The 21003-nt window shown below is 38.4% G+C and carries 17 protein-coding genes; 6 read left to right on the top strand and 11 right to left on the bottom strand.

All coding sequences use genetic code 11. From position 1 onward, the window contains the following. Window positions 1-490: 490 nt before the first annotated feature. Complete coding sequence (locus C9J51_RS07570; protein ID WP_045040795.1) at window positions 491-1474, top strand: acyltransferase family protein; 984 nt, start codon at window positions 491-493, stop codon at window positions 1472-1474. Window positions 1475-1888: 414 nt separating this feature from the next. Here C9J51_RS07570 and C9J51_RS07565 read toward each other — a convergent pair whose 3' ends face one another. Further along, entirely contained in the window at window positions 1889-2791 is a 903-nt protein-coding gene (locus C9J51_RS07565) for a TIGR01777 family oxidoreductase (RefSeq protein WP_045040796.1), read from the bottom strand. A gap of 215 nt (window positions 2792-3006) precedes the next feature. Here C9J51_RS07565 and yfcE point away from each other — a divergent pair, with 215 nt between their 5' ends. Then, a complete protein-coding gene (gene yfcE / locus C9J51_RS07560) occupies window positions 3007-3555 on the top strand; it encodes a phosphodiesterase (protein WP_045040797.1) in 549 nt (182 codons plus the stop codon). A gap of 210 nt (window positions 3556-3765) precedes the next feature. Here yfcE and pta read toward each other — a convergent pair whose 3' ends face one another. Further along, a complete protein-coding gene (gene pta / locus C9J51_RS07555; protein WP_107180529.1) occupies window positions 3766-5910 on the bottom strand; it encodes a phosphate acetyltransferase in 2145 nt (714 codons plus the stop codon). A 162-nt stretch (window positions 5911-6072) separates the two neighbouring features. Further along, the gene (locus tag C9J51_RS07550) at window positions 6073-7269 is read right to left on the bottom strand and encodes an acetate kinase (RefSeq protein ID WP_045038211.1); all 1197 of its coding nucleotides are present in this window, start codon (window positions 7267-7269) and stop codon (window positions 6073-6075) included. Between the two features lie 336 nt (window positions 7270-7605). Between C9J51_RS07550 and yfbV the strand changes: the two genes are divergently transcribed. Further along, window positions 7606-8055 (top strand): terminus macrodomain insulation protein YfbV, encoded by a 450-nt coding sequence (yfbV, locus tag C9J51_RS07545; protein ID WP_045038210.1) that lies wholly within the window; start codon window positions 7606-7608, stop codon window positions 8053-8055. Window positions 8056-8151: 96 nt separating this feature from the next. Here the strand turns inward: yfbV and C9J51_RS07540 are convergent, their stop codons facing one another. The 3 genes from C9J51_RS07540 to rlmA form a co-directional block, all read right to left on the bottom strand. Then, window positions 8152-8460, bottom strand: a complete 309-nt coding sequence (locus C9J51_RS07540; protein ID WP_045038209.1) for a DUF6172 family protein — start codon at window positions 8458-8460, stop codon at window positions 8152-8154. A 394-nt stretch (window positions 8461-8854) separates the two neighbouring features. Further along, a complete protein-coding gene (locus C9J51_RS07535) occupies window positions 8855-9847 on the bottom strand; it encodes a ChaN family lipoprotein (protein WP_045040798.1) in 993 nt (330 codons plus the stop codon). Between the two features lie 102 nt (window positions 9848-9949). Continuing rightward, window positions 9950-10780 carry a 23S rRNA (guanine(745)-N(1))-methyltransferase gene (rlmA, locus tag C9J51_RS07530; protein WP_045038207.1) on the bottom strand — a complete coding sequence of 277 codons (831 nt, stop codon included), beginning with the start codon at window positions 10778-10780 and terminating at the stop codon, window positions 9950-9952. A 456-nt stretch (window positions 10781-11236) separates the two neighbouring features. On the opposite strand from rlmA, the gene C9J51_RS07525 reads away from it, so the two are divergent. Continuing rightward, window positions 11237-12313, top strand: coding sequence for a porin (locus tag C9J51_RS07525; protein ID WP_045040799.1), 1077 nt, complete (start codon window positions 11237-11239; stop codon window positions 12311-12313). 75 nt (window positions 12314-12388) lie between these two features. Then, the gene (locus tag C9J51_RS07520; RefSeq protein ID WP_052668232.1) at window positions 12389-13039 is read left to right on the top strand and encodes a DUF2057 family protein; all 651 of its coding nucleotides are present in this window, start codon (window positions 12389-12391) and stop codon (window positions 13037-13039) included. 49 nt (window positions 13040-13088) lie between these two features. Here the strand turns inward: C9J51_RS07520 and C9J51_RS07515 are convergent, their stop codons facing one another. From C9J51_RS07515 to C9J51_RS07500, 4 genes are all read right to left on the bottom strand, one after another. After that, window positions 13089-14369 (bottom strand): sigma-54-dependent transcriptional regulator, encoded by a 1281-nt coding sequence (locus tag C9J51_RS07515; RefSeq protein WP_045038204.1) that lies wholly within the window; start codon window positions 14367-14369, stop codon window positions 13089-13091. Next, a complete protein-coding gene (locus C9J51_RS07510) occupies window positions 14359-16731 on the bottom strand; it encodes an ATP-binding protein (RefSeq protein WP_244907486.1) in 2373 nt (790 codons plus the stop codon). The genes C9J51_RS07515 and C9J51_RS07510 overlap by 11 nt, the downstream gene beginning before the upstream one ends. A 286-nt stretch (window positions 16732-17017) precedes the next feature. After that, a complete protein-coding gene (locus tag C9J51_RS07505; protein ID WP_045038202.1) occupies window positions 17018-17524 on the bottom strand; it encodes a YfbU family protein in 507 nt (168 codons plus the stop codon). A gap of 346 nt (window positions 17525-17870) precedes the next feature. Further along, the gene (locus C9J51_RS07500) at window positions 17871-19625 is read right to left on the bottom strand and encodes a formate--tetrahydrofolate ligase (protein WP_045038201.1); all 1755 of its coding nucleotides are present in this window, start codon (window positions 19623-19625) and stop codon (window positions 17871-17873) included. On the opposite strand from C9J51_RS07500, the gene C9J51_RS19485 reads away from it, so the two are divergent. Continuing rightward, complete coding sequence (locus tag C9J51_RS19485) at window positions 19612-20091, top strand: hypothetical protein (RefSeq protein ID WP_045040802.1); 480 nt, start codon at window positions 19612-19614, stop codon at window positions 20089-20091. The genes C9J51_RS07500 and C9J51_RS19485 overlap by 14 nt on opposite strands. 75 nt (window positions 20092-20166) lie before the next feature. Here C9J51_RS19485 and pflA read toward each other — a convergent pair whose 3' ends face one another. Continuing rightward, window positions 20167-20907, bottom strand: coding sequence for a pyruvate formate lyase 1-activating protein (gene pflA, locus C9J51_RS07495; RefSeq protein WP_045038199.1), 741 nt, complete (start codon window positions 20905-20907; stop codon window positions 20167-20169). Window positions 20908-21003: the final 96 nt, after the last annotated feature.

The raw sequence follows: 21003 nt of genomic DNA, 5'->3' as shown, positions 1-21003 counted from the left end.
CGTGTTTGGTTAGTTTAATTATTATTAGAGATCAAAAAATAAGTTAAAGCTATAAAGTTGAGTGTTGTTAAGAATGATAACAATATATTAATGTGGCTTTAGCTTATTTTTAAATATTTTATATTTTATGGAATAGGCGGTAGAGCAATTATTTGAGATGAAGTTAGTTATCGTTGTTTTTCTTATTTTAAAATTTATTCTCATAACGATTTAATGGATGTTTGGGCGACATTAGATTGATAAGCTATTTATAGCAAGATAGATTGATTTAAATAGGTAGATATAGATAGGTATATTTGAAATATATCTACTTTAAATCTAATATTCTATTTAAATAAGGTTACTAATGGAGACCTTTATTGTATATGAACACTGCCGCGTATCGATTTTTAAATATGATTAATTTCCATTTAAATAACCGAAGTTTATTTACGTTGTTACATTTTCAAGTATCATTTATATATCATATTTAATTTTGTTGGTTGAGTGCTTGAAAAATAGAAATTTAACATTGGATATATTAAAAATATCACTGGCTTTTATGGTTGTTGCTATACATGGAGGATTCCTTTCTAAATTTAGTCAATTAGGTGATTTTTTGACAACTAATGGGCTATTCAGAATAGCAGTACCGATATTTTTTATTATTAATGGATATTATTTCATCTCTGTGAATAATATAGATAAATTAAAGAAATGGTTTTATCGTGTTTTTTTACTATATCTGTTTTGGATGGTGTTCTACTCTTATGAATGGTTTGATATTCAACCGTTTAGCTTGGCATCTGTAATTAAAAACATAATTCAATTTATTATTGGATATCTCCATTTATGGTATTTATCAGGGATGATTGGAGCTGGAATATTAACCTTTATATTTAGAAATAAAGTTAAGTTAGGGCTAATATTGAGTGTTACCTTATTTATACTTGGTGTGTCAATTCAATATTTAGGTAACTATCATGTTTTTTCAATACCAATCTTAGATAAATTGGCAAATTATGCATTTATACATCGTAATTTTCTATTTATAGGATTCCCTTTTTTCTATATTGGTTTTGTGATAAGAAAAAATGGTTTATTTGCTGGTTTAAGTTTACCAATACTAATTTATGCATCTATTTTGGGCGGAGGATTACTATTAGGTGAGAGCTGGTATAATTACAGTAATCCTCAAAATGATGGAGGGTTTGATAACTATTTATCTTTAGCATTAATATGCCCTGCTATATTCTTACTGGTTGTCAATCCTAAGTTAACAATAGAAAGTAATTATAGTAATTTAACATTAATATCAACGTCAATATATTTGATTCACCCATTTTGGTTTATTGTTTTACGTAAATTTGGAGTGTTTGATAATATAATTGTTACATTGTTGTGTTTTACGTTGTCATTATTATCATCTTATTTGTTAATAAAATTATATAATATGAAGGTGAGAAATAAAAAAATATTTAAATTTATTTTATGATTATCTCCATGCTGCACTATATTCATTTCTTCCGTTAGTGCTCATAAGTAGATTTGATGTTAAATGATTTCCTATAGAGACTGATACCGATCGAGTAAAACCTAAATGTTTAGGTTGGACGATCCTCACTGTGTAAGAATCCGAGAATATTTATATTCTCGGATTCTTTTATTGATGCCTCGCAAGCTTTCAATATTATTAATGACTGGAAACCAAATTAAATTGAAATACTGTCTAATTTATAACGCTTAGCGCTAATTAATGAAGTTTATACGCTGACTGAAAGCGAAAGTTTACTTTAGAGTACGCAGCTACCACCATACAATGGTTTAATCCTTTTATTTATTGCTAGTACACATAAATAGATTTGATGTTAAGTGAACCGCATTAGCCAATAGCTCTGTTTACTCCCCCTCAATCCCCCAACGTCTGGTTTAACGCCTGCTCAATACAAGGGAAGGTAAAGTTAAACCCTGCTGCCTGTAACTTGTTCGGTAATGCGCGTTGACCGTCTAATAATAGTTGTGACGATTCCCCAAGGGCACATTTTAATACCCACGCAGGGGTAAATAATAAATGTGGTCGATGCAATGTACTGGCAAGGGCGGCACTGAAAGCGCGATTAGTAATGGGGTTGGGGGCGGTCATATTATACGGACCTTGAGTATCACTATTATTAAGTAAAAATAAAATCCCTCGCACCATATCTTGCAGTTGGATCCACGGGAAATATTGCTGACCATTACCAATCGGACCCCCTAAACCAAATTGGTAAGGGAGTAACATTTTTGCAAGTGCGCCACCTTGTTTAGCCAGCACGATCCCTGTTCTTAACAGGCATACACGCGTTTGCTCTGATTGTGCTTCCAGCGCGATTTGTTCCCAGCGATAACAAACGTGTTGTGAGAAATCAGCATCATTAGGTTTAATGGTAAAGGTTTCATCAATAGTAGAATCTTGTTGATCGCCATAGATGCCTACTGCTGAGCCACTGATAAATATATGCGGCGGGGTGTCACTGGCTTTAATTTTATCAACCAGTTGTTGGGTAATATTCCAACGGCTGTCTTCAATGATATGTTTTTGTTGCTCGCTCCAACGTTTATCCATAATCGGCTCGCCAGCAAGGTTAATTACCGCATCGAATTGATCAAGATTAGGCAAGGATTCCAATGAATCAAGCGCATTAATATGATGACCGAGTAGTTGATAAGCGCGGGCGGGATCACGGCTAATCACGGTGATTTCATCATGATTGAGATGAGGGAGTAGTGCCTTGCCAATGAGTCCGGTTGCGCCTGTCACTAAGATCTTCATATTGATTATTCCCTCGTGGTTATTGATGTACCAGCTTAAATTAACTGATAGTGAAAGCAAGTCGGTGCTGAGATGAATATTATTAATCAGTGCTATGTTCACAGTATAAGTGATGTTGATAGATATCATCGTGACCTGATGGTGATAATAGTATTTTTCCTGATGCTCACGTAGACTAAACCCATATATTGACGATTTTTTGGCTGAACTTAATCATGAAATTATTTTTCGCATCAGATATTCACGGTAGTTTTGTTGCGGCTCAAAAAGCCATTGCTGCTTTTGAACAAAGTGGGGCAAAGTATCTTATTTTATTAGGTGACATTCTTAATCACGGTCCCCGCAATGCGCTACCTGAAGGATACGATCCTATCAAGGTGGCTGAATTATTAAATCAGTATGCGGATCGAATTACGGCTGTACGCGGTAATTGTGATAGTGACGTTGATCAAATGCTGTTGGATTTTCCGATGATGGCAGATTATAACTTGGTGATGTTAGCCGATGGTCGACGGTTATTTTTAACCCATGGTCATATTTATAATGCCGATAAGCATCCGCAACTAATGACTGGCGATGTGATTGTTTCGGGTCATACTCATATTCCAGTTGCTGAGCATAAAGGGGATTATTACGCCTTTAATCCCGGTTCCGTTGCTATTCCACGTAACGGCTTACCTGCAAGCTATGGCTTATTGGATGGCAATGCTTTAGCGGTGATCAGTTTTGACGGTGAAGTGTTAGCGCAGACGGTGCTTAGTTAAAATATCAATAATCAAATAACTAACAAAGCGCATCATTGATCATTGGATGATGTGCTTGCTTTATCGTTATTGCTTAACATTGTGGTTATGTTGCTAGGATAGCGATTCGGTTTTATAGCATGAATAAAAAACGCCTCTATACACTTTATCAATAAAAATTGAAGGCATGTATAGGGGCGTTTTGTCAGTCGCTTACATAAGTATTAAAACTTACTTAGCGTTAGCTTGTTCAGCCTGAATCGCAGTTAGTGCAACTGTGTAAACGATATCGTCTACTAGTGCGCCACGAGAAAGGTCGTTAACTGGCTTACGCATGCCCTGAAGCATTGGACCGATAGAGACTAGATCGGCAGAACGTTGTACTGCTTTGTATGTTGTATTACCTGTGTTTAGATCAGGGAATATAAATACAGTTGCCTTACCTGCTACTGGAGAGTTTGGCGCTTTAGAAGCCGCTACGTTTTCCATGATTGCAGCATCGTACTGTAGAGGACCGTCAATGATTAGATCAGGACGTTTCTCTTGAGCAAGTTTAGTTGCTTCACGTACTTTATCTACGTCTGCGCCTTTACCAGAAGTACCAGTAGAGTAAGAGATCATAGCGACGCGTGGTTCGATACCAAATGCTTTTGCAGAATCTGCAGATTGGATAGCGATTTCAGCAAGTTGCTCAGCTGTTGGATCTGGATTGATCGCACAGTCACCGTAAACCAATACTTGGTCAGGTAGTAGCATGAAGAATACAGATGATACGATAGACGCATTAGGTGCAGTCTTGATGATTTGGAATGGAGGAACGATAGTATTTGCTGTAGTGTGAACTGCACCAGATACTAGACCGTCAACTTCGCCATTCTCAAGCATCATTGTGCCTAGGAATACAGAATCTTGTAGCTTCTCACGTGCAACAACATCCGTCATGCCTTTCGCGCCACGTAGCTCAACTAAACGAGCAACGTAGTTTTCACGAACTTCATCAGAGTTGATGATAGTAACGCCAGCACCAAGAACCACGCCTTGTTGTTCAGCAACGCGACGGATTTCTTCAGGGTTACCTAGAAGCACACATTCAGCGATACCGCGCTCAGCACAGATAGCCGCAGCTTTAACTGTACGTGGCTCATCACCTTCAGGAAGAACGATGCGTTTAGCTGCTTTACGAGCAAGCTCAGTTAACTGGTAACGGAATGCTGGTGGGCTTAGACGACGCTCACGGTTTGAACCTTCAGTTAGAGATTCAATCCAGTTACCATCGATGTGGCTTGCCATGTACTCGTTAACAAACTCAACACGCTCTTTATCTTCTGCAGGAACTTCTAGAGTGAAGCTCTGTAGATTTAAAGATGTCTGCCAAGTGTTGCCTTGTGCTGTCATCACAGGAAGACCTGTTTCAAATGCACGCTCACAAAGATCCATTACAGGTTTTGGTAGGTCGTAACCACCAGTCAGTAATAATGCACCTAGCTCAACGCCGTTCATTGCTGCAAGACACGCTGCAACGATAACATCAGGACGGTCAGCAGAAGTCACTAGTAGTGAACCTGGACGGAAGTGCTCAACCATATTAGGGATAGAGCGTGCACAGAAAGTGATGCTCTTAATACGACGAGTTTCGATGTCACCAGCATTGATAATTTCAGCATTTAGGTGCTGAGCAATATCTGTTGCACGAGTAGCGATTAGCTCTGCGCTCCAAGGTGCACAACCAAGTACACGGATAGGGCTAGAGTTGAATACTTGCATGATTTCAACGTTTGAAGGAACAGTCCCTTCAACATCATCAAAGATCTCAGAAAGATCTGGACGAGTACGGCCTTCAGCATCAACAGGTGCGTTAAGTTTATTAACGATAACACCAGAGATTTGCTTGTTCTTAATGCCGCCGAAGTTAGAACATGCTACTTCGATACGTTCTTTAAGCTGCGATGGATTGTCAGTGCCAGGAGAAACAACAAATACGATTTCTGCATCTAGTGTTTTTGCAATTTCAAAGTTAATTTGATTTGCAAAAGGGTGCTTACGAGTAGCAACCAGACCTTCGATTAGTGTTACGTCAGCATTTGTTTCTGCTTTAAAGCGAGCAACGATGTCTTCTAGAAGAACGTCAGTTTGATCGTTACGAATAAGTTCTTCAGCGCTTGCCATTGAGAATGACTCAGCGATTTGCATATCGCTGTTAGCACGAATAATTGTCGTTGTTAGATCAGGCTGGTCGCCACCTTGACGCGGTTGCGCGATAGGCTTGAAGAATGAAACACGAACGCCTTTGCGTTCCATTGCACGAAGCACACCAAGACTAACGCTTGTTAGACCAACACCAGCGCCAACTGGGATAAGCATAATAGTACGAGACACTATAGATTCCTCTGACTATTGAATCGGTACAGCACTGTTCAATAACAATTCGACTTTATTGTTTTAAGTAGAATAATCATAGAGCAGCACCACAGTAAATATGACAAAAATGCCATGAAAAAACGGCTGACTAAAAGGCCAGCCGTTTCAATAATCGTAAGATTAGATCTCAGCTAGAAGCGCTGTATCTTCTGCGATTACTAATTCTTCGTTAGTAGAAACAACCATTGCAGGAATGCGGCTGTTTGCAGTAGTGATAACACCTTCACCACCGAAACGAGCTTTAAGGTTAGCTTCGCTGTCTACTTCGATACCGAAGATAGCTAGACGCTTAAGTACTTCTTCACGGATTGGTGCAGAGTTCTCACCGATGCCGCCTGTGAATACGATTGCGTCTAGACGACCGTCCATTGTTGCTGCGTAGCTAGCTACGTACTTAGCAAGACGGTGACAGAATACGTTCATTGCACGTGTTGCTTCTTCTTTAATGCCGTAGTTTTCTTCAACGAAACGACAGTCAGAAGTCACACCAGTAAGACCTAGTAGGCCAGACTCTTTAGTGAACATAGTGTTGATTTCAGCAACGCTCATACCTAGACGATCGTGTAGGTGGAACATAACTGCTGGGTCAAGGTCACCACAACGAGTACCCATTACTAGACCTTCAAGAGGCGTTAGACCCATAGAGATATCTACAGATTTACCACCTTTGATTGCACATACAGATGCGCCGTTACCTAGGTGACAGTTGATGATGTTTAGTTCATCAAGCGGTTTGTCAAGAAGGATCGCTGTTTCACGAGCGATGAAACGGTGAGAAGTACCGTGTGCGCCGTAACGACGGATACCGTTCTCTTTGTATAGGTTGTAAGGGATAGCGTATAAGAATGCTTCTTCAGGCATAGTCTGGTGGAAAGCAGTATCAAATACAGCAACGTTCTTCAGGCCAGCGAAGTTGTGTTTAGCAGCTTCAATACCAACAACGTGTGCAGGGTTGTGTAGTGGTGCGAAATCAGACGCATCTACGATACCTTTAAGAACAACATCGTCGATTAGCGCTGATGCAGAGAACTGCTCGCCGCCGTGTACGATACGGTGACCGATAGCGCCTAGAGATTCTTTAAGTTCTGGCTTAGAAGCAAGAATAGTGTCAACCATGAATGCTAGAGCTTCTTCGTGAGCAGCGCCGTCACCTAGTTGTGCTTCGTGCTTGCCATCAAGTTTCCACTTGATACGAGCTTCAGGAAGGCCTAGACATTCTGCTAGACCTGAAAGATGTTCTTCACCTGATACTGGATCAATGATTGCGAACTTAAGAGATGAACTACCGCAGTTTAGAACTAAAACCAGCTTAGACATGAGAGTGACTACCTATAATCTGTCTGAAAGTTGATATTCATTTTTGAATAAAAAAGTACCCCTAGAATAGACGAAGATTTATTGTTCGTCTTACTAGAGGTGAAAATCACGCTCTTTCCTGAGAAATAGAATTGAGTTACCTCTAATTCTGGGTCATCCTTGACAGAGCCTAGCTTGCAGTTAATGTCATTAACGGCAACAATTACATCTAGGCTGGTCTAGAATAACCGATTGTTACGCAATATAACAAAAAGATTTTTAGAATATTTTAATTTGAATCAAGTTTGTTGTGTATTTTTTTTAAATGTTATAATTTTTTTTGATGAGTGGTGCATTATGGCTCAACATACAATGTGGAAACACTTTCAGAATGGTCAGCATTACATGACAACATGGCCAATGCGTAAAGAGCTAGCGGCCGTTTTTCCTGAACATCGGTATATTAAAGCCACCCAATTTGCGACAAAAGTGATGCCTGCGGTTGCTGCAATCAGTATTCTTACTCAAATGGCGTTTCACAATTATGATGCAATGCCTCAAGCGATTGCGATTGCGCTATTAGCGATATCAATGCCATTACAAGGATTATGGTGGCTGGGTAAACGCAGTCAAACAACGTTGCCGCCATCACTTGCGAAATGGTATAGCGAAATTTATCAGAAGATTGTCAGTGAAGGGCATGCGATGCAGCCGAAAAAATCTCAACCGCGTTATCAAGAATTAGCGGATGTATTAAATCGTGCATTTAAACAGTTAGATCGCCATGCATTAGATCGTTGGTTTTAAGCGGTTGAATATATTTTTACTGTAATAAAAAAGAGTCGTATTAACGACTCTTTTTTGTTTGGTTCTATAGCACATTAAATAATGGCTAATGAGCAATTATTCTTCGTCGAAATCAAATTCTGGACGTGGTGCACGTGTTGCAGGCTTTGCCAGAATTTCTAAGTATAGTGACGGTAGTTCAAGCTTTTCAGCTTCATCAATGCACTTGTTGATTTCTTTTACGTGAATAACTTTTGCTTCTTGCTCGGTATGACCAAACTTGCAATCAAAATCCCAAAAATCAGTACCAGCAGGTAATGCTTTGTTACGTTCACGACGGATGTATTTCTTTACGTCGTGTTTAATTGTTTCTACAACACGAGCAGCCGCTTTTTTGGGATGAGTTAAAGCAAATGTTTTTTTCATTGTTTTCCTAATTAATTTGGCTCAAAGAAAAGAGCTCTGTGTTTATTTTACTGTAAATTGTCGTGGGTAGCGATGGGGTAAGGCTGAAATTCGTGCGATAAAAAAATATTCAGTGATCGAGATCTTTTTTGCAACTAATTTTAATCACAGTGGTCTTATCTATATAGGAACACTTAAATGGTGTTATGCAGTAGCCATCATGTCATGCTATAACCGTATTATAGTACGAATATCATTCGATAATGAATGATTATTCAGGCAACAAACAGGTTACTAAGGTATAATTGCCTCGTAACCTGAGATATAGCTGTTATCTCTCTTAGAACCCCAACTGCTTGGCCGCCGATGGGGTTCTTCTCTATCTGGCGTTTGTTATTGTGTTAATTGATTTATATTAATAGCATTTTAAATCAGAATTTCTTTTCCCCATGGCAGTCATTGCCGCCATCATTTTATCTTTTTGTACATACCGCTGCGGCAAAGGCTGCATTTTTACGGTGAAGTCCGGTGCGTTCGCATGCAATGTGACTTGATTTGAAATTGGGGTCACCATCATTATTTTAAGTTTTGGGTTTCGCGCTTGAATACGTGATGCTGTGCCTACTCCTTCTGCGGTATGAAACCGTCCAGCAACATGAATGATTTGTTGTTGAGGGTGCTGTTTTAAATAATCAACCATGCTTTCTGCCATGGTGTCATCCCACGCTGTTTGTGCGGCAAATTGACGTTTAGTTTGTGCTTCATCGCCATGGTGCATCGACGCAATAAAGGTTTGCTGATAAGCATCCGTGGTTAACGTCAATGAACGCGCCACCCATAAGCGTTCATTTTTTGGCAACTTATTAAGATATTCTGCACCCTGACGACCGATACAACGGACAATGGATTTTGGTGCATTTGCAGCAATTACATCGAGGTGATTCTGTTTGGCAAATTCGACTAATGGACGGTAATCACTGTCGTAATTTGGCCATGCATTGGCATCTTTGACTAATGTTTTTTCACCAATTTTTCCTGTTAAATAATCATTAACTATTGCTTGGTTATCGCGTGTAAATTGTTCCATTGATAAGGTGATGTTTGGATTTTGTTGGTACAGCGCAGCCAATAATTGGGCTTGTAAAAGATGAGCTGCGGGGTGGCTATGCCATTCACCAATGAGAATAATATCGGCGTGTTTTAAAGCGTGAGCTAATTGAGTAACAGACAATGGCTCACCTTGAGGACTCGCAATCGCATAATCATATAGGGTTGTTGCCGTACTGGTGGTGGTTGTAGTGTTAGTCGTTATTGCGGTGCTGGTGGTTGGCAATGGAAGGCTAGTTTGTGAAGGGGATGTACAGCCAACCAGTAAGCTGGTTAGACCTAAATAGATCAGTCGATTCATCGTAGTTATACCGAGAAGAAAATAGACGGTAAATAATAAACAGACAGAGATTGATTATCAATGGTTAATAATAATCAATCTCATTTGTATTATTGCAAGTAATTAGCAGCGACGATAAACACGAATAGCAAAATCAGCTTCACAACCAAAATTTTGAGCTTGTGCTAGTTGTTGCCATACTTGTTCTGATGTTTTCCATGCAAAAGGGGTCATTTGCATTAATGCTGTTGCTTCTTCACCGCTTAATGTCATGTCATAGTGCAGTTGTTGATCTACAACTAACTCAAACCCTTCAATATTTTCTACCGGCACATCATGTAAATTAACACCGTCATAAATTAATTCTTTTAGCTGGTATAAATGACGCGGTGCAGGTGTTACGGCAACGAGAATACCGCCAGATTTAATCGCGCGATGTAATTCTTCACCTTTACAAGGGGCATAAATACGAACAACGCCATCAAAAAAGTGATCCGCAAACGGTAAGCGGTGGCTAGAGGCAACACAGAAATCACAATCATGATAACGCTTGGCGGCATATTTAACTGCAACTTTAGAAATATCTAAACCATGTACGGTGATGTCTGGAAATTGTTGACGGAGTTGTACGAACTCTGAGGTGTAATATCCTTCACCACAACCAATATCAAGTAGCTCAGTGGCATCTTGCGGTAAGTGTTGACGTAACTGTGCCATAACAGCATCGCGCAATGGCTGATAATGATCGGTGTTAAGAAATAAGCGGCGTGCTTGCATCATTTCTTTATTGTCACCTGGGTTTTTCGAACTTTTATGATGTACAGGCATTAAGTTTACATAGCCTTCTTTTGCCTGATCAAATTGATGATTATTGCTACAACGGTATGAGATTGATGATGTGTTGTTAGCATCGACATTAAGAGGCAGGTGACATAAAGGGCATTGATAAGACATGTAATAGACCAAAGCTGAAAAACAGCTGCATAGTGTAATCGGAATTTATAGCTTGAACTACTCCCACGTGCTTTATATTTATTTTATATAGAATAAGCATTATTTATTATTCATATTTCCCTCGTATACCTTTAAATCATCTATTTGACCAGCAGATGCGTCACAAAAAAAGTTGTTTAAAAAACGATCTATTTCACAGTTGTTAATTAATATTTTTTATCGTGAAGTAAAAAAATACTATTCAGTAATTGTTCAGGGTTATTGATTATTGTAGTCATAAAAGTGAATAAATAATCGAGAAAAACAGCGCTAGATTGTTTTCTCTAGAGATTATTTTCGTACCACAGACATGGTTTTAATTAGCGATATTGATTTTTTTATTACAGCAATGTAGTCGTATTGTTTGTGTTACTTCAGTTAAGGCGGACATACGAAATAATAATAGGACGTTATAAAATGAAAAAAACAAGATTAGCAGTAGTATTACCCGCATTATTGGTTGCTGGTGTCACGCAGGCTGCCACTGTTTATCAAGCAGATGATGGTTCTCATGTTGATGTTTATGGCCGTTTAGGATTTAACTTAACCGATCGTGATAATAATCCTGATCAATCTGGTGTCGATGGTAATTTTGATGGTCGTTTTGGTTTAGGTGGATCCCAGACTGTTAACGATACGGTATCTGTTATCGGTTGGGCTGAATACCAAGTAAATGCTGCTGAATATGCTAATAACCTCAATCCGGATAGCAAAGATCTGACCGCACGTTATGTTTGGGCCGGAATTGATGCATCACAATACGGTAAGGTCACTGGAGGACGGGTTGCTTCTGGTCTGATTATGCTAACGGATATTGCGGATGTATTCTCAGCCTCTGACGTTACGATTGCTCGACAAGTTTCCGTTGTTGATTCAACGGCAACACAAGTTTTCCGTCAAGATGGCACTCTTCAATATCAAAACACGTTTGGTAATCTTGATGTTTCTACCGCCTATATTTTTGGTAACAGCACCTCTAATTTAAAAACGGGCTACAACGCTGCCGCACGTTATACCTTTGATTTTGGTGATGCAGGTAAATTAGCACCCGTAATTGCGTACCAATATGATAAATCCGATAACATGAATACTAATAATGCGAAAGACTATACTTTCTGGGGTGCAGGTACGCGTTATTACTATAATAACTTGATGCTAGGTGCGATGTATTCTGAAGGTCAATTAGCCTTTAATAATGGTCGTGGCGACAGCACAGATAAAGTGTATGAATTAACGGCGGTTTACGATTTAACTGCTGATTGGGTATTGCGTGCAGGCTATCGTTCACTTGAAAACAAAGGTGGCGATGAAACGGAATATAAAGATACCACCTTTGAAGCACAGTATAAGTTAACCAGCCGTTCATCAATATTCAGTAGTTATGTGTTCCGTGATGGTAAGAAAGGCGATGGCTCTATCGCTGGTACCGATTGGAATGGCTGGAATAATCCTGAAGAAGATTACTTCAACGTTGGTTTACGTTACGAGTTCTAATCTTATTGCGTAAATAAATAAGTATCAATTAAGCCAGCAGAGAAAATGCTGGCTTAGTTATTTTGAGGGATACAAATGAATATTAAAACATCTGTAATTATTGCTGGCGTTATATTTACGTCAATGAGTGCACCATCATGGGCAGAGACAAATTTACAAACACCAAGTAATGTTGAAATTTTAGCAACCAAAGCTGTTTATTTAAAAAACACCCAGCATCAGGTGACGTTACCCGCAGGGCAACAGCAATTATTGGTGCGATTTGATAGTCCAGAGAATCCCCATTCTACGGGGCAAACGATGGGGTTTGTGCATTCTGCTCCTGTTTTATTACATTTTAATCTTGATGATCAAGCGACAGTAACCGTGAAAATACCGCGATTAGATACGCCGCAAGAGATTAATCGTTTCGCAAAGCAACCTTATTTCAAATTATATAATGATGATGGCTCTCAATTAGCGGTAGAGCAAAAGGTCATTTCAATGACAGGATCACCATTATTGACTGATTATAATCAATTATTGAATGAGTCAGTGGGAGCAACGGTTGTGCCTGTAACGATGGTGAAAAATACGCAGGAGCCGCATGCAGTAAACCCTGCCGTTACTCAGATTGATACTACACATTTAACGGCTCAACAAACCGATCAACTCTTGCAGCAACTGTATCAACAAGCGAATAAAGCACAGCGTAAAAATTTCATACGTTGGGCATTAGAATTATAATTAAAAAAATCCCCCAGAATGGTTAAAATTCTGGGGGATCGTTTGTAAGTTACAACGGTTGGTTTGAACGTACTTTATATTCAGCTTTATCCAGACCGTGTTTTTTCATTCTCAAATACAGCTTTTTACGGGGTATTTGTAAGTATGATGATACTTCATTGATACGGCCTGAAAATAGGTATAACGCATCTTCAATGACTTGTTTTTCATAGCCATCAACCAGATCATCAAGTGGGCTACTCATTTGATCTAACGGTTTTGAACGTTCTTGTCCTGCAAGTTTTACAATTCCAATTGCGTACAATTCAGCCACGTTTTTAAGTTCTAATACATTTCCCGGCCATTCATAACGATTTAAAATCGCCAGGTAGGCTTTATCAATCGCGGGAATTGCTTTATTTAATTTCTTACAACTTTGCTTGATATAGTGCTTAAATATCAATGTGATATCACTACTACGCTGACGCAATGTTGGTAAATTAAATCGCACCTGACTTAAAAAATAGAATAATTCCGGTAAAAATTGCTCAGTTTCGACAGATTCAGTCGGATCGCCATCAAATAAAGCGATAACGCGGACTTCTTTTTTTCCTTGGCGTTCTTGTTCAAGTAAAAAACGACATAGCCATTGTTGCGTTTCAATGGGCATATGATGTGGATTACATAAACATAAACAGCCACTACGCGCTGAAATCATACTGCGTTGTAAATCAGGCGTACGAGTAATATTCGCGGCATTAACTTCAACTAAAGGGCCATTACTTAATTGGCTATTTTGGTGCAGCAGTTTGGCTACCGTATGGCGACCTGTACCACTTTCACCTTCAATTAATACATCTTTGGTTGTCAGTGCGATGGTCTTTAATTGTTCACGAATTTTAATAATGAGAGGGCTTTCTCCCAATAATACTTCCGCTGTTGTTGTGTGTAAGGTATTGCGCTGTTCAATAATTTGGCGACGTTGAGGTAAATATTTTTCAAGCAACGTAATTAATTTTTTTGGCTGTAAAGGTTTTTGTAAAAAATCCACCGCCCCTTTTTTCAATGCGCCAACAGCCATTGGAATATCACCATGTCCGGTAATAATAATGACGGGTAGTTCATGATCATACTGTTGAATTTGGGCTAATAATTCCATGCCATCTAAGCCGGGCATGTACATGTCAGACACGATAACCCCTGGCCAATTACGTTTTAACATTCCTAAAACTAAGGTTGAATCTGTTACTGTTTGTGCTTTAAAACCAGCTATTTCAAGTAGTTCTTGATAGGCTTCGACAACATCATGATCGTCATCCACAATCAGTACTTCAATATCATCACTTATCATATTTATTTAACTCCAATACGACCATTGCTCCACCTGTTAAGCTAGAAGCAAGGAAGATTTCACCTTTTAGTCGCGTTATAATTGAACCACAAATACTTAACCCAAGGCCTAATCCAACATCTTTGGTGGTGGTAAAGGGAATGAATAATTTGTTTATGATAGTGGCGTCAAAACCATCACCACTATCATAAACAGCCAATCGAATTTTATTTGAAGGGCTATTTAGTAGAATAATTTTTATCTCTCGTTGTTCGCAGTGGGCTACTGCATCACAACTGTTTACTAATAAATTAACTAAAATTTGTTCAAACTGAACTTGATCCGCAAGCGCATAAAGAGGGTGATTAATTGTATTCACCATCGTTGTCTTTTGTACTTTGGCACGACTTTCTACCAATATTAACGCTTGTTTGATTGAATCTTGAACATCAACTTTGCTTAATGGTTTGGTTGCAGATTGTTTTTTAGCAAAGTTTCTAAAGTTTATAATTAATTTACTCATTCGAGTAACAAGATCGTCTATTTTTGTCAGATTTGCGGGTAGATTTTCGTATTTTTTATGATCAAGTGCAAGTTTTGCACTGAATATCCGAGTTGAAATGGCTGATAGTGGTTGATTTAGCTCATGTGCAAGTGATGTCATCGTTTGACCAACAACCGCCATTTTTGCCGCTTGGATTAATTCATCTTGTGTTTCAATCAAATCACCTTCAATGCGTTTACGGTCTTCTATTTCATTGCGTAGTTGTTGGTTTCGAATCGTTAATGATTGCGTTTTTTCGGCAACGGTACTTTCTAACCAACGGGTGGTATTTTCTTGCTCGGTGATATCGGTCATTGTAATAATAACTTTGTCATCATTACCTTGAGTAAAAGTGCGAAAATCTAACCGTAAATATAAACTTTGATCATTTTTAGTAATGAGTTTTATTGTCATATTATAAGCGCCATTGATCATCAATGGCCCATTAGCAGTAAATAAATGTTGTAGTTTGGTTAGGCTCGAAATATTAAACAGATCCCACACTTGGTGTTTTTGGGTGACATTACAAAAATTTAATTGTTTTAATGCTTGTGGGTTTACCGATTCAACCGCCCCGTTGAGATCACAAGTAATAATACTTGCTTGAGTATTATTAATTAAATTGAGGGCATTTGAGTTTTGAATTTCTTGCATCTGTTGACAAAAATAGCGCAGGTTATCACCTAAGATGCCAATCTCATCAACACCTGTAGTTTGAATATTGGCATTGAGATCGCCACTGGCAATAGCTTGTAAATCTTGACCAAGCAGGTTTAAGCGTTTTACTACACCACGACCCACTAAATAAATCGATAAAATAACACTAAGAATAATCGTAATAAATACCACGCCAAATAAAACCAAATTACTGATCCAAATAGAATGTCTTGTTTTACCATTTAATTTTTCAAGTGCATTATCAGCATGGCCGACTAATGTTTGAATTATATTTTCTTGTTGAGTTAATTGATTTCGAATATTACGCTGAGATTGAGAGATCTTAATGTCATTTATATTATCTAAGGTTAATAATTTTTGCAGATGACCATTAGGTGTGACTAATTGGGTAAATTCGTGCTGTAATTGGCGATAAGTAATTGTTGATGGATAATCATTTAGCTGCTTACTGATTTTATTGAGTTGTAATATTTTTTGACCAATGGCATCAAATGCAGTATCGATATCGTTATGCTGACGATGAAGAATACAGTCTTCAATAAGTTGATGTAGTTCATTTACATTGACTGTAATGGTTTGAATAACAGAAAATTCAGCCATAACACTTTTGATATTAGAATCATGTTTTAATGGCAATTGTTGAGGGCTATCTAATAATCGCATCATTTGCCATTCAATTTCTAGACGTAATGGCTGTAATTCATCGATTAAATCTTGGTGTAGCCAAGTAATGGTATTTTCTATTTGTTTTAATGCCAGTTGTTGTGTATTTCGTTGCTGTAATAATGCGATATAACTATCAATATTAGCGACCAGTAATTGCTGGCCTGATTTTATTTTTGGGTAATAATATAGACTTGAAATATTATCTATTGATTGTCTAATTGCCGTTAAAATAGAGATAATATTTTTTTTAATTGCTTTATGCTTTAACGGATTAGTGTTCATGTCTAATGCAGTTAATGCTGCTTGTAATTCTGCTGTACTGCGCTCTAAACGATAGCTTGCACGTAAGGTTGGCATATTATCATTGGCAATAGTGCCTATTTGTTGACTAAGCTTTTGCCATGTTAATGCTGCAATAACACTGACACTAATAGTTAAAAAAGCCATTAATATAATGGCAGAGGTCAGGCGATTACCTATCGTATTATTTTTCACACAGCGAATCATTGTTATTATTTATTCCATTTATAATGGTATATGGTTAATCAATATGACCTTATTAGGTAACTAATTAATCGCGTAGATATCAATGATTATACGTCAGTGGCGGAAATGATCACTAATGGTTTTTATAACAAAACGAATGCTGTTCTGAGTGCTAGATTGTGGTGTTATTGTCACAAGATGCTAGGTTTTAATTTGTTTTGCTATTTTTACTGTCTGAATATATACAATAAAACCGAGTGTATTGACTCGGTTTTATTGCAGATGACGATCTAATTTATGCTGTAATAATTTGTTGAATTTCACTGCATGATAGATGGTAATGGCGTGGGCATCCGCGCCAAATAGTTAGCATGCGTAGATACTTATCAAGCATCGGTACATGGCTATTAAATTGATGTTCAGTTTTAGGGAACTGTGGATATAGGCCTTCATCATGAGTAAGAAAACGGACGTAATTAACTAACTTAGCTTCAGTGATAACATCAAAACCTAGGAATTGTAGTCGGCGTTGATCGATATCTTTAGCACCATCACAACGGCAATCTTCTAAATTAAACGATTCTTGTAGGGCATGGTACATTTCCATGATTTCAAGAACTTGTTTACATTCATCTTCTGATACTTCGCCAAAATCTTTGTTAAGTTCACGCATCTGTAAACAATAACCACGTTCAATGATCATCTGTAGACGTTGATATTTGTCAGCATTTTCAGGTGCTAGTTTTGACATGATGTAATATTGATTGGATAGAATTAGACGTTGAGCGTTAGTCATTTCCATAGTAATAAGCCTCAAATTTTTTATAGATTGCACTCGCTCCGCTGTGATTTTATCGCGGTAGTGAGCACAAGGAATATTTGTTATAAGCGTGAGATTAGCAGGTTGACTGTAAAATAAAATGATCTGGCACCACGAATAGGATTATTTTTTGTTAATGAATGTTATCCATTTGATATGTTGATAAAAATCTTATCTATTTGATTTTAATTAAAAACCACTATTTTTGTAGGTTTATAGGATTATTGAATATCAAGCACAATATGAATGGAGAAGGGAAACCGTGGGAAAGAATATTGGTATCGACAACTGTCATTATTGTCGATACCAGTAGGTTAAGATTAATCGCTTAGCTTAGACCTATAATGTTGCCATTTTCATCAAGATCAAGATTCATAAATGCAGGTTTTTCAGGTAAACCTGGCATGGTCATTACGTTGCCACATAAAGCATAGATAAACCCTGCACCCGCACATAATTTTAATTCTCTCACTGGTACGGTGAAGTTTGTTGGCGCACCTTTAATGTGTGGATCTGTGGTAATTGACAAGGGTGTTTTTGCCATACAGATAGCTAAATTATTAAACCCTTGTGCTTTTAATTGGGCTAATTGTTGTGTTGCTAAAGGTGACAGTTCAATATTTTTTGCACCATAACCAATCTCAGCCACTGCCATTAATTTTTCTTCAATGGTTTGATCTAAAGTATAAAGTGGTTTGAAATTTGCGGGTGTCTTACAAGCATTAACAACAGCATGGGCAAGTTCAATTGCGCCATCGCCTCCTTTTGAGAATGCATCACTAAGTGCAACATCAACATGAATATCAAATGTAGTATCTAGAATCAGTTGTTTTAATTGCTCAAGTTCTTGTTTGGTATCTTGTGGAAAACGGTTAATGGCAACCACAACGGGCACGCCGTATTTGGCCGCGTTATTAATGTGCCAACGTAGATTTTCAAAACCCGCGCTTAAGGCTGCGCTATCTGGTTCGAAGATAGAATCGGGTAATGGTTGTCCAGGTTGAAAATCATAAAGTCCTGAATTTGCTTTAAGGCCACGTAACGTTGCAACAACAACCGCACAGTCAGGACCTCGTTGTGCTTGTTGAGCTTTAATATTACAGGCTTTTTCAAACCCCATATCAGAACCAAATCCGCCTTCAGTTACGGTAAAGTCACTTAATTTTAAGGCGATTTTATCGGCAATAATCGAAGAATTACCGTGAGCAATATTAGCAAATGGACCTGCATGAATAAGGGTCGGAACACCTTCTAAAGTTTGCATTAATGTTGGTTCAATTGCTTCACACATGGTGACGGCCATGGCACCCGCAACGTTAAGATCTTCTGTGGTAACAGGGTCACCATCAAGATTATAAGCGACAACTATTTTACCAATTCGTTGACGCATATCGGCTAAGTCGGTAGCAAGGGCTAAAATTGCCATTAATTCAGAAGCGGCCGATATATCAAAACCATCGTGGCGTTCAAGACCATTAATGGTTTTTCCGGATTCATTTTGACCTACGGTGATCATACGTAACGCACGATCATTGTGGTCCATCACTCGTTTCCAACTAATATTATTTATATCAATACGCAGTGCGGGTAAGTCCGTATGGGCGGCAAAAGCGTCATAGCCTAAGCGTGATTCATGGTATAGACGAGCATCTAGTGCTGCTGCTGCAAGGTTGTGAGCGGCAGTGACGGCATGAATATCACCCGTTAAGTGGAGATTAAGTTTTTCCATTGGTGCTACTTGGCTATAACCGCCGCCAGCTGCGCCGCCTTTTATACCAAATACGGGTCCCATTGAAGGTTGGCGAATACACGCAAATACGGAGCGTTTAATTTTTGCCAGACCTTGGGCTAAACCAATAGTGGTTACTGTTTTACCTTCACCTAGTGGGGTCGGGGTAATTGCCGTTACCAGTATTAGTTTACCTTCTGGTTTATTTATTAATCGCTTTAAAATAGCGGGTTTTACTTTGGCTTTTAAGCTGCCTTGAGGCGTAAGATCTTGTGCTTCAATGCCGGCATCTAAGGCGATGCGATCAATGGGGGTGAGTCGCGTTTCACGGCAAATTTCGATGTCGCTTTTCATGAGAGCTTATTTCCTCATAGGCAGAAAGAGTAATGCTAGTGCTGATATTGAACGCTTTTTTAACTGCAAATCTGTACTTTTGTATCAACGCAAACGTTTGCTTTTGGTTTATACCATAATTTTATCATGGATAAATATCATTTTATGGTTTTTTTATAGTGATTATTGCTATTTGGTGGAAGATAAAGAGGAGATGTTTTTTGTTTTCAACGATAATGAAATGTATTATTTCATTATTAGTTATTGGTTGTTTTTTGCTCTGCATTTAAAGTATGTGCCATATAAAAATGACCCTGATCAAGTAGGGTGTAAATTTAGCAAAGGAAGTTATGATGCAAGAACCTGTAACGAAGTGGAAGTATACAGTACCAATCTCATTGTTAATTATGGTGTTGTTAATCTCTTTTCTTGTCACAATTTTACCGTTGTCACGATAAATACTATTTTATCTTTTCAGTTTAAATAGAAAAGAGCGACTTATCTAACTCCTTAGAGATAAAGATAAGCCGCTCTTTTTTGTATTTGTCACTATAGTAATGACTTAATACATAACCTTCTTACCGTAGCTTGCAAGAATATTTTTAATTTTTTCCATGGTCTCTTTTTTCGGTGGCTTAACCCCAGTTAATGGGTATTCAAAGCCTAGTGCTTCCCACTTGTGCTCACCAAGCTGGTGGTAGGGCAGCAGCTCGATTTTTTCAATATTATCCATGTCTTTGATGAACTCACCAAGCTGGTGTGCAGATTGCTCGTCATCAGTGTAACCCGGTACAATTACGTAACGGATCCATGTCTTTTGGCCGCGCTGGTGTAGGTAACGTGCAAAATCAAGGATACGTTTATTTGAAACGCCCGCTAAGTTTTGGTGAACGTTATCATCCATTTGTTTAAGATCCAGCATCACAAGATCTGTCGCATCTAATACTTCATCAACCACATCGGTATGTTTACGGATGTAGCCATTAGTATCAAGACAAGTGTGAATACCATCAGCTTGTGCTGCGCGGAAGAAATCACGGACAAATTCGGGTTGCAGCATGGCTTCGCCACCAGATGCGGTAACACCACCGCCAGAAGCATTCATAAAGTGACGGTATGATCTGGCTTCATGCATTAATTCTTCAATAGTAGCTTCACGACCGTCATGGGTATCCCATGTATCACGATTGTGACAATATTTACAGCGCATTAAGCAGCCTTGCAGGAAGACAATAAACCGAATTCCCGGGCCATCGACGGTTCCGCAAGATTCGAAAGAGTGAATACGACCTGTTACTGACATTGTTTTATTTCTCCGCATACTGCGTTTTATTTGTGTGTTATTTTATTACAAAATGAGGTCTGAATATAGCTAAAACTCAGGATCCTTTGTTAACAT

Source organism: Photobacterium iliopiscarium (assembly GCF_003026395.1).
GTDB lineage: Bacteria > Pseudomonadota > Gammaproteobacteria > Enterobacterales > Vibrionaceae > Photobacterium > Photobacterium iliopiscarium.
This window is presented reverse-complemented; position numbering and strand designations above follow the sequence as displayed.

Coding starts and splice junctions, on each gene's coding strand:
- C9J51_RS07565 (WP_045040796.1), bottom strand. CDS start 2,791: ATGAAGATCTTAGTGACAGGCGCAACCGGACTCATTGGCAAGGCACTA.
- yfcE (WP_045040797.1), top strand. CDS start 3,007: ATGAAATTATTTTTCGCATCAGATATTCACGGTAGTTTTGTTGCGGCT.
- C9J51_RS07550 (WP_045038211.1), bottom strand. CDS start 7,269: ATGTCTAAGCTGGTTTTAGTTCTAAACTGCGGTAGTTCATCTCTTAAG.
- yfbV (WP_045038210.1), top strand. CDS start 7,606: ATGGCTCAACATACAATGTGGAAACACTTTCAGAATGGTCAGCATTAC.
- C9J51_RS07540 (WP_045038209.1), bottom strand. CDS start 8,460: ATGAAAAAAACATTTGCTTTAACTCATCCCAAAAAAGCGGCTGCTCGT.
- C9J51_RS07535 (WP_045040798.1), bottom strand. CDS start 9,847: ATGAATCGACTGATCTATTTAGGTCTAACCAGCTTACTGGTTGGCTGT.
- rlmA (WP_045038207.1), bottom strand. CDS start 10,780: ATGTCTTATCAATGCCCTTTATGTCACCTGCCTCTTAATGTCGATGCT.
- C9J51_RS07525 (WP_045040799.1), top strand. CDS start 11,237: ATGAAAAAAACAAGATTAGCAGTAGTATTACCCGCATTATTGGTTGCT.
- C9J51_RS07520 (WP_052668232.1), top strand. CDS start 12,389: ATGAATATTAAAACATCTGTAATTATTGCTGGCGTTATATTTACGTCA.
- C9J51_RS07515 (WP_045038204.1), bottom strand. CDS start 14,369: ATGATAAGTGATGATATTGAAGTACTGATTGTGGATGACGATCATGAT.
- C9J51_RS07505 (WP_045038202.1), bottom strand. CDS start 17,524: ATGGAAATGACTAACGCTCAACGTCTAATTCTATCCAATCAATATTAC.
- C9J51_RS19485 (WP_045040802.1), top strand. CDS start 19,612: ATGTCGCTTTTCATGAGAGCTTATTTCCTCATAGGCAGAAAGAGTAAT.
- C9J51_RS07500 (WP_045038201.1), bottom strand. CDS start 19,625: ATGAAAAGCGACATCGAAATTTGCCGTGAAACGCGACTCACCCCCATT.
- pflA (WP_045038199.1), bottom strand. CDS start 20,907: ATGTCAGTAACAGGTCGTATTCACTCTTTCGAATCTTGCGGAACCGTC.